The organism is Streptomyces sp. CNQ085 (assembly GCF_022614595.1).
Taxonomy (GTDB): domain Bacteria; phylum Actinomycetota; class Actinomycetes; order Streptomycetales; family Streptomycetaceae; genus Streptomyces.
Map to the genome: position 1 here is coordinate 1,626 of NZ_JAJFAU010000041.1, position 9,096 is coordinate 10,721.

The window sequence follows — 9,096 nt, forward strand, 5'->3', positions numbered from 1 at the left end:
CCGCGGCCCTCCCGGCCGGGAGGGCCGCGATTTCGCCGCCGGGCACGCGAGGGGCGTCAGAGAGCCGTCATCACGTGCTTGACGCGGGTGTAGTCCTCCAGCCCGTACGCGGAGAGGTCCTTGCCGTAGCCGGACCTCTTGAAGCCGCCGTGCGGCATCTCGGCGACCAGCGGGATGTGGGTGTTGATCCACACACAGCCGAAGTCCAGCACCCTGGACATCCGCATGGCGCGGGCGTGGTCCTTGGTCCACACCGAGGACGCCAGAGCGTACTCCACGTCGTTGGCGCACCGCACGGCCTCGGCCTCGTCGGTGAACCTCTGGACGGTGATGACCGGGCCGAAGACCTCGTTCTGGACGATCTCGTCGTCCTGCCGCAGACCGGAGACCACCGTCGGGGCGAAGAAGTAGCCCCGGTCGCCGACGCGGTGGCCGCCGGTCTCGACCCTGGCGTGGTCGGGCAGGCGCTCGATGAAGCCGGTGACCTTCTCCAGGTGGGTGGGGTTGTTCAGCGGCCCGTAGAAGCAGTCCTCGTCGTCGAGGTCGCCGGTCCTCACCTCGGCCGCGGCCTTGGTGAGGGCCGCGACGAACTCGTCGTGGACCGACTCGTGGACCAGTACGCGGGTGGCCGCGGTGCAGTCCTGTCCGGCGTTGAAGAAGCCGCCGTCGCGGATGCCCTCGACGGCGGCCGGGATGTCGGCGTCCTCGAAGACGACGCAGGGGGCCTTGCCGCCCAGCTCCAGGTGGACCCGCTTGACGTCCCTGGCCGCGCTGCCGGCGACCTCCGTACCGGCGCGGACCGAGCCGGTGATGGAGGCCATCGCCGGGACGCGGTGCTCGACCATCAGTCGGCCGGTGTCGCGGTCGCCGCAGACGACGTTGAAGATCCCGGCGGGCAGGTCCAGTTCCTTCAGCACCCCGCCGATGATCTCGGCGAGCAGGACAGTGGAGGCCGGGGTGGTGTCCGAGGGCTTGAGGACGACGGTGTTGCCTGCGGCCAGCGCCGGGGCGAACTTCCACACGGCCATCATCATCGGGTAGTTCCACGGCGCGACCTGGGCGCAGACGCCGACCGGCTCGCGCCGTACGAAGGAGGTCATGCCCTCCATGTACTCGCCGGCGGACTTGCCCTCCAGCAGGCGGGCAGCGCCGGCGAAGAAGCGGATCTGGTCGAGCATCATCGGCAGCTCCTCCTGCCGGGTCAGCTCCAGCGGCTTGCCGGTGTTCTCGCACTCGGCCGCCAGCAGCTCGTCGGCACGCCGCTCGATCGCGTCGGCGATCTTGAGCACGGCGGTCTGGCGGGTACCGGGAGTGGCGTCGCGCCAGGCCGGGAAGGCGGCCTCGGCGGCGGCCATGGCGGCGTCGACGTCGGCGGCGGCGGACAGCGGTGCCGTCGCGTACGCCTCGCCGGTCGCCGGGTTGACGACCTCGGTGGTGCGCCCGCCGGCGGCGTCTTGGAACTCCCCGTCGATGTGGTTGCGCAGCCGACGCAGTTCGGTACCCATCTTCGCGCACTCCTGCTCTGTTGTCCGATGAGTGGGACACCCACCCTAACCATCGGAGAACGCTTTGGGCACACCCGCCCGTCCGGGATTTCTTCCGTTCCCGGCACCCGAACGGCGTAAATCCTGGAGAGGACTCTTCGAAGGACCATTCGGAGGAAACTGGGCGGCTCCCGCGCCCGCCGCCGTCCCGGCCGCAGCCGCGGTCCGTACCGTGCCAGTGACCGATCCCCCTGGCGCTCGTTGCACCCCGTCGGGGAGGAGGCACGACCCGAAGGCGAGGAGCGGAGGTGCCCGTCATGGTGGCTGCACCCGAGGAGCTGCTCCGGGCGCGCGGACTGCACCACGAGCACGAGGGCTCGCCCGCGCTGCTGGACGTGTGCGTCGGGGTCCGCGAGGGCGAGGTCCTGTCCGTCACCGGGCCGCGCGGCTGCGGCAAGTCCACGTTGCTGGGCTGCCTGTCGGGGCGGCTGGTGCCGGCGCGGGGCGAGGTGTGGTTCGACGGCGTCCCCCTGCACGCCCTGCCCGCACCGGCCCGCGATCGACTGCGGCGCGACCGCTTCGGCTGGGTCGGCAGCGAGCCCCACCTCCTGCCGGAGCTGACGGTCTGGGAGAACGCCGCGCTGCCGCTGCTGCTGGCGGGGACCGGGCGACGCCGGGCCCGCCGCACGGCGTGCGAGTGGCTGGAGCGGCTGGACGTCGGGTACTGCGCGCGCAGCCGGCCGGGTGAACTGCCGCAGGCGCAGCGGCAGCGGGTGGCCGTCGCCCGTGCGCTGGCGCACTCCCCGGCGGTGGTCTTCGCCGACGAGCCGACCGCGCCGCTGTACCAGGCCGATCGCGCCCGGGTGCTGCGCACCCTGACCACCGCGGCCCGCTCGCACGGGATCACGGTGGTGCTGGCCAGCCATGACGCCAGGGTGGCGGATGTGGCGGACCGTGCGATCACACTCGTGGACGGCCGTCGGGTGGGCGCCGACGCCCCGCCGCCCACGGACGTGTCCGCAGGAACCGGTCCAAAAGGCGGGGCAGCGTGCTCGCTCTCCGCCTAGTACGCACCTTCCGCCCCTCGGCGCTGGTGCGGCGGGCGCTGGTCGCCTGTGCCGCCGGAGCCGTGGGATTCCTGCTGCTGAGCGCGCTGGGCCATGCCGTCGCCCATCCGGGGCGGCCCGGGGCGGCGGGCCGGCTGCTGTGGTGCGCTGTGCCGCTGGCCGCATGTGTGCACCTCGCCGTCGCCGTCGTCCGTGGTGACCCGAGCACGCGTCCCCGGGCAGGACTGGACGCGGTCGGGGTGGGGTCCGCGCGGCTGCCGCTGCTGGCCGCCCTCACCGCGGGTCTGTACTGCGCGCTGGGGTGCGCGCTGGCCCTGCCCGTCTTCCTCCACCTGCGCGGCGGACTCGCCGGTGTGCTCGCCGGTGTGCCCGGTGGCGCGCTCGGCGGAGCCCTGGAAGGGGCGCCGCTGGCCGGAGCGGCGGGTGAACTGCTGGGCGCCGGGCGTCCGCTGCCGCGAGCCGCGGCCCTGACGCTGCTGGCGGTGCCGCCGCTGGCCGCGGCCGGGGCGAGCGCGGTGGCCGTCCGTATGCGGGCGGCGTACCGCGGCCACCGGCCGGAACCACCCGCGGCCCTACCCCGCCAGCCGCCGGTGCCCGCCGGGCTGCCCTGGGGCGTGGCGGCCACCGCGACCGGCCTGGCCCTGGAGACCTACGCCGCCGAGCGGCTCATCGCCTCCGCCGTCCCGCGGGCGCCGCTGCCGGGCTCGCCGGACGCCCTGGGCCCGGGAATCGTGGCCGGCTGGCTGTTGATCGCCGCAGGACTGGTGCTGGCCGGTCCGGGTCTGGTCCACCTGTGCGGGCTGCTGCTGGCGGCCGGCCGGCCGGGGGCGCTGCGGCTGCTGTCGGGCCGGGTGCTGCGGGAGGAGGCGCCGCGCGTGGGCCACCCGGCGGGGGTGCTGTGCGCGGTGACGGCGGGGGCGTTGACGGCGGTACGGCTGCGCGAGCCGGGCACGGTCCTCGGCGGCGGGGCGGCCATGGGGCCGCTGGCCGCGTTGGGGACGGCGGTGGTCGTGGTGTGCGCGGTGGCGGGCGCGCTGAGCGCGGCGTCGGATCTGCGTGCGGCCCGTGCCCCCGCCAACGACGGACTGCGGCGGCTCGGCGTACCGCGGCGGCTGCTGCGTGCCGCCGCCGTACTGCGGACGGCTGCGCTGCTGGGTGTGCTGGTGTCGGTGGCCTGGCTGGTGGCGGAGCTGGCCTCGGTGCCGCTGGCGCGGTAGACCGGACCCCGCACCGTCCGGCCCCGCCTGTTCACTCTCACCCCGTTCACGCTCACCCCGCGGGCAGGGTGACCACCTCGCCGGCGTCGAAGGTGGCGGACACGGCGGTACCGGGTTCGGGCGCCTTGTGCAGGGGACAGGACGCCTCCAGCGCGGGACCGCGTTCCGGCGCGAGCAGCAAGGAGATCTCCGAGGAGCCCCCACCGCGCAGAGTGCGTGCGGTGACGGTGCACGGCAGTCCCTCGCCGGACGCGGCCAGCCGTACCCCCGCGGGGCGCACCAGCAGAGTGCACGCCCCCTCCGGCGTGCCGGGCGGTACGGGTACCGCGCCCCAGGGGGTGTCGGCGCTCCGCCCCCGCACGGTCGCGGCGGCGAGGTTGGTGAAGCCCAGGAAGCGGGCGACGAACTCCGAGGCGGGCCGGAGCCACACGTCCACCGGGCTGCCGGTCTGGGCGATCCGCCCGGCCTCCATCACCACCACCCGGTCGGCGAGCGCGAACGCCTCGCCCTGGTCGTGGGTGACGGCCAGCACGGTGGTCCCCAGACGGCGAAAGAGCTGCCGCAGCTCCACCACGAGCCGCTCGCGCAGGGACCGGTCGAGCTGGCCGAGCGGCTCGTCCAGCATCAGCAGACCGGGGCTGGGCGCGAGCGCGCGGGCGAGCGCGACACGCTGCTGCTCGCCGCCGGAGAGGACTGCCACGGGCCGTTTCCCCGCCCCGGGCAGACCGACCAGTTCCAGCAGTTCGCCGACCCGCTCCCGGATCTCCCCACGCGGCTCGCCGCGCATGCGCGGACCGAAGGCGACGTTGCCCCCGACGTCACGGGTGGGGAAGAGCTGGTGGTCCTGGAACATCAGGCCCACTCCGCGCCGGTGCGGGGCCACCCCCCGCTGGTCACGGCCGGCGAGCAGCACCCGCCCGGAGTCCGGCCGGGTCAGTCCCGCGACGGTCCGCAGCAGGGTGGACTTGCCGCTGCCGGAGGGGCCGAGCACGCAGACGATCTCGTGCTCGGCGACGTCGAGGTCCACGGCGTCCAGGGCGGTGTGCCTCCCGAAGCGTACGGTGACGCCGTCCAGTCGCAGCGAGGCCATCCCTACAGCTCTCCCGATCGGTCGGTGCGGACGCCCTCCAGCGCCAGCAGGGTCGCCGCGCACAGCAGCATCAGGATCGTGCTGAGCGCCATGGCCTGCCCGTAGCTGGCCTCCCCGGCCCGGCCCAGCAGGCGGGCGACGGCGACGGGCAGAGTGGGGGCGTCGGCTCGGGCGATGAAGACGGTGGCGCCGAACTCGCCCAGGGAGACGGCGAAGGCGAAGCCCGCGGCGACCAGCAGCGCCCGTCGCGCCAGCGGCAGGTCGACCTCGCGCCACACGCGCGGCGGCGAGGCGCCCAGCACCGCGGCGGCCTCGCGCAGCCGGGCGTCCACCGCCCGCAGGACCGGCAGCAGGGCCCGCACCACGAAGGGGATGCCCACCAGTGCCTGGGCGAGCGGGACCAGGATCCACGACGAGCGCAGGTCCAGCGGAGGTGCGTCCAGCGCGATGAGGAAACCGAAGCCGACGGTGACCGCCGAGGTGCCCAGCGGGAGCATCAGCAGCGCGTCGAGACCGCGCAGCAGCCGCCCGGCCCGGCCGCCCGGGCCGCGCAGGGTGAGGGCGACCGCGGCCAGGACGCCGACGGCCAGGGCCACGGCGGTGGCGGTGGCCGCGTATGCCAGGGAGTTGCCGACCGCCTCCAGCGGGGCGACGGTGAAGGTGCCGCCGGCCGCGTCGGCCGAGCCCAGGGCGCGGTAGTGGTGCAGCCCGTAGCCGCCGGGTCCGCTCAGGGAGCGTTCGACGAGCACCGCGAGCGGGACCAGCAGCAGCACGGCGACCTGGACCAGCACCCCCGCCAGCAGCGCCCGCTGCCCGACCCCGCGCGGACGGCGGGCGGTACGGGCGGCGTCGACCAGGCCCAGGGCCGCCCCTCGGCGGCGGACGGTGCGCGAGTGGAAGGCCATCAGGGCGGCGACCGCGGCGAACTGCGCCAGGGTCAGGACGGCGGCGGTGGGCAGGTCCAGCAGCTGGGCGGTCTGCCGGTAGATCTCCACCTCCAGCGTGGTGTAGCGGGGGCCGCCGAGGATCTGGACGACCCCGAAGGAGGTGAAGGTGAACAGGAAGACCATCAGCGCGGCGGCGGCCACCGACGGGAGAAGCGCGGGGAGGGTCACGGTGCGCCAGGCTGCCCACCGGCCCGCGCCGAGCATCCGCGCGGCCTCCTCCTGGCGGGGGTCGAGCTGCGCCCACAGGCCGCCGACGATCCGCACCACCACGGCGTAGTTGAAGAAGACATGGGCCAGCAGGATGGCGGTGACACCAGTGTCCAGCCGCACCCCCCACCACTGGTCCAGCAGCCCGCCGCGGCCGAGCAGGGCCAGGAAGGCGGAGCCGACCACGACGGTGGGCAGCACGAACGGCACGGTGACCGCCGCCCGCAGCACCCGCCTGCCGGGGAAGTCCAGGCGCGCGAGCACGTACGCGCCGGGCAGCGCCAACAGCAGGGTGAGCGCGGTGGAGGCCGCCGCCTGCCACAGCGTGAACCACACCACGCCGGCGATGTCGGGGTCGGTGAGGACGGCGGCGATCCGGTCCGGGCGCCACCGCCCGCCGTCGTACAGTCCGCGGGCGGTGATGGCGGCGACGGGGTAGGCGAAGAACAGCGCGAGGAAGACGGCCGGCACCGCCGCGAGCGCGAGGCGCGCCGCCGTCCCCGCGCGTATGCCGGTCCTCACCTCACGACGGCCGAGGTCCACGCCTTGATCCACGCCTCGCGGTTCTCGGCGATCTTCGCGGGGGCCATGGTGTGGGGGTCGTCGATCGTCTCGCCGTGGCGGGTGAAGACCTCGGGCAGTTCCGCGTCCTCGCGCACGGGGTTGACGAACATCTGCAACGGCAGGTCCTCCTGGAAGGACCGGCCGATCAGGAAGTCCAGCAGCGCCTTGCCGCCGGCCGGATTGTCCGCGCCTTCGAGCAGCCCGGCGAACTCGATCTGGCGGAAGCAGGTGCCGGTGGCCACCCCGGTGGGGGCCTGCTCGGGCTCGGGGTCCGCGCCCAGGACCTCGGCGGGCGGGCTGGAGGCGTAGGAGACGACCAGCGGCCGGTCGCCCTTGCCCTTGCCGCCGGAGGAGCCGGAGAAGCGGTCGTAGTACGCCTGCTCCCAGCCGTCGACGACCTCGACGCCGTTGGCCTTCAGCTTCTTCCAGTACTCCTGCCATCTCTCGCCGTACTCGGCGACGGTGGCCAACAGGAAGCCCAGGCCGGGCGAGGAGGTGGCGGCGTTCTCGGTGACCAGCAGGTCCTTGTAGGCGGGCTCGGCGAGGTCGTCGAGGGTTCTGGGCGGGGCGATGCCGCGCTCCTCGAAGTAGGCGCGGTCGTAGTTGACGCAGACATCGCCGGAGTCGACGGGGGTGACGCGGTGCTTCTCGGCGTCGAGCCGGTACCGCGCGGGTATCTTCGCCACGCCCTCCGCCTCGTACGGCGTGAACAGGCCGTTGTCCAGGGCCCGGGAGAGCAGGGTGTTGTCGACGCCGAAGAGGACGTCGCCCTGTGGGTTGCCCTTGGACAGGATCGCCTGGTTGAGGGAGGAGCCGGCGTCGCCGCCGCGCAGCACCTCCACCTTGTAGCCGGTCCGTTCGGTGAACTCCTCCAGCACGGCGTCGGAGGCCGCGAAGGAGTCGTGGGCGACCAGGGTGACCGTCTTGCCGCCCTTCCCCTCCTCCCCGCCGTCCCCGGAGGACTGTGAGCCGCCGCACGCCGTGAGGGCGGAGAGGGTGAGTGTGCCGAGGACGGTGGCGCCGAGGGCGCGCCGGAGCTTGGTGTGCACTTTCTTCTGACTCCCTACGCCGGTACTAACCGGATCAGGTCCGAGGGTCTGCGGCTCCCCGGGCGGCCTCTCGGCTCATCCCGGCGACACCGCACTCTCAGCGCCGTACGCGCTCCCCTGTCGGCTTCGCTGTTTCGGTATTGGTGTTCTGACTGTTTCGCTACTGTGTGCGACCGCTGAGGTCACCGCCACCGTACCAGTGGCGGTCGCGTCCTCAGCGTTCGGCGGCGGCGAGCTGGCCGCAGGCGCCGTCGATCTCCTGCCCGCGGGTGTCGCGGACGGTCACCGGCACGCCGTGCGCCTCCAGCCCGGCGACGAACGCGCGCTCGTCCTCGGGCCGGGAGGCGGTCCATTTGGAGCCGGGCGTGGGGTTGAGGGGGATGAGGTTGACGTGCGCCCGCTTGCCCGCCAGCAGCCGGCCCAGCAGGTCGGCACGCCACGCCTGGTCGTTGATGTCCCGGATGAGGGCGTACTCGACGGAGACGCGGCGGCCGGACTTCTCGGCGTACTCCCAGGCCGCGTCGAGGACCTCACGGACCTTCCACCGGGTGTTGACCGGCACCAGGGTGTCACGCAGTTCGTCGTCGGGCGCGTGCAGGGAGACCGCCAGCCGGCACTTGAGGCCCTCGTCGGACAGGCGGTGGATCGCCGGGACCAGTCCGACTGTGGAGACGGTGATGCCGCGCTGGGACAGGCCCAGGCCGTCGGGCTCGGGGTCGGTGAGGCGGCGGATGGCGCCGATGACCCGCTTGTAGTTGGCCAGCGGCTCGCCCATGCCCATGAAGACGATGTTCGACAGCCTCGCGGGGCCCCCGGGCACCTCGCCGTCACGCAGGGCGCGCATGCCCTCGACGATCTGGTGGACGATCTCGGCGGTGGACAGGTTGCGGTCCAGCCCGGCCTGCCCGGTCGCGCAGAAGGGGCAGTTCATGCCGCAGCCGGCCTGGGAGCTGACGCACATGGTGACCCGGTCCGGATAGCGCATCAGCACCGACTCCACCAGAGTCCCGTCATGCAGCCGCCACAGCGTCTTGCGGGTGGTGTCGTCGTCGCAGCTGACGTGCCGCACCACGGTCATCAGCTCGGGCAGCAGCTCGTCCGCCAGCCTCCCGCGCGCGGCGGCCGGGATGTCGGTCCAGGTGGCGGGGTCGGTGGCGTACCGGGCGAAGTAGTGCCGCGACAACTGCTGGGCGCGGAACGGCTTCTCGCCGATCGCGGCGACGGCCTCGCGCCGCTCGGCCGGGGCGAGGTCGGCGAGGTGCCGCGGCGGCCTGGCGGCTCCGCGCGGCGCGGCAAAGGTGAGTTCTCCGGGTGCAGGCATAACCCGTCCAGTGTCGCAGATCGGTTGCGGCGCTCCGGGCCGCAGGCGTTACGGGAACGCGCCCTCGCGCCCGGAGGCGAACACCGGCGTCGCCCGGGGGACGCCACCCGGCACCGGTCGCCCCTCGTGACGCTTCGGGGTCCGCCGCAC

Annotated in this window: 7 protein-coding genes and 1 riboswitch; of the genes, 2 read left to right on the plus strand and 5 right to left on the minus strand. The window is 74.1% G+C overall.

The features are described from left to right. Positions 1-56: 56 nt before the first annotated feature. Positions 57-1,505, minus strand: a complete 1,449-nt coding sequence (locus LJ221_RS09995; RefSeq protein ID WP_241715497.1) for a gamma-aminobutyraldehyde dehydrogenase — start codon at positions 1,503-1,505, stop codon at positions 57-59. 296 nt (positions 1,506-1,801) lie between these two features. On the opposite strand from LJ221_RS09995, the gene LJ221_RS10000 reads away from it, so the two are divergent. Together LJ221_RS10000 and LJ221_RS10005 are read left to right on the plus strand one after the other, a co-directional pair. Further along, positions 1,802-2,551: an ABC transporter ATP-binding protein gene (locus LJ221_RS10000; RefSeq protein WP_241715498.1), complete on the plus strand. Its 750-nt coding sequence runs from the start codon at positions 1,802-1,804 to the stop codon at positions 2,549-2,551. After that, a complete protein-coding gene (locus tag LJ221_RS10005) occupies positions 2,533-3,768 on the plus strand; it encodes a hypothetical protein (RefSeq protein WP_241715499.1) in 1,236 nt (411 codons plus the stop codon). Before LJ221_RS10000 ends, LJ221_RS10005 begins: the two co-directional genes overlap by 19 nt. A gap of 52 nt (positions 3,769-3,820) precedes the next feature. Here the strand turns inward: LJ221_RS10005 and LJ221_RS10010 are convergent, their stop codons facing one another. From LJ221_RS10010 to rlmN, 4 genes are all read right to left on the minus strand, one after another. Then, entirely contained in the window at positions 3,821-4,858 is a 1,038-nt protein-coding gene (locus tag LJ221_RS10010; RefSeq protein WP_241715500.1) for an ABC transporter ATP-binding protein, read from the minus strand. Positions 4,859-4,860: 2 nt separating this feature from the next. Further along, complete coding sequence (locus LJ221_RS10015; protein WP_241715501.1) at positions 4,861-6,555, minus strand: iron ABC transporter permease; 1,695 nt, start codon at positions 6,553-6,555, stop codon at positions 4,861-4,863. Next, positions 6,531-7,625: a thiamine ABC transporter substrate binding subunit gene (locus tag LJ221_RS10020; RefSeq protein WP_241715502.1), complete on the minus strand. Its 1,095-nt coding sequence runs from the start codon at positions 7,623-7,625 to the stop codon at positions 6,531-6,533. Before LJ221_RS10020 ends, LJ221_RS10015 begins: the two co-directional genes overlap by 25 nt. Beyond that, a riboswitch (TPP riboswitch) is annotated at positions 7,620-7,754 on the minus strand. It overlaps the preceding gene by 6 nt. 85 nt (positions 7,755-7,839) lie before the next feature. Next, the gene (gene rlmN / locus LJ221_RS10025) at positions 7,840-8,946 is read right to left on the minus strand and encodes a 23S rRNA (adenine(2503)-C(2))-methyltransferase RlmN (RefSeq protein ID WP_241715504.1); all 1,107 of its coding nucleotides are present in this window, start codon (positions 8,944-8,946) and stop codon (positions 7,840-7,842) included. Positions 8,947-9,096: the final 150 nt, after the last annotated feature.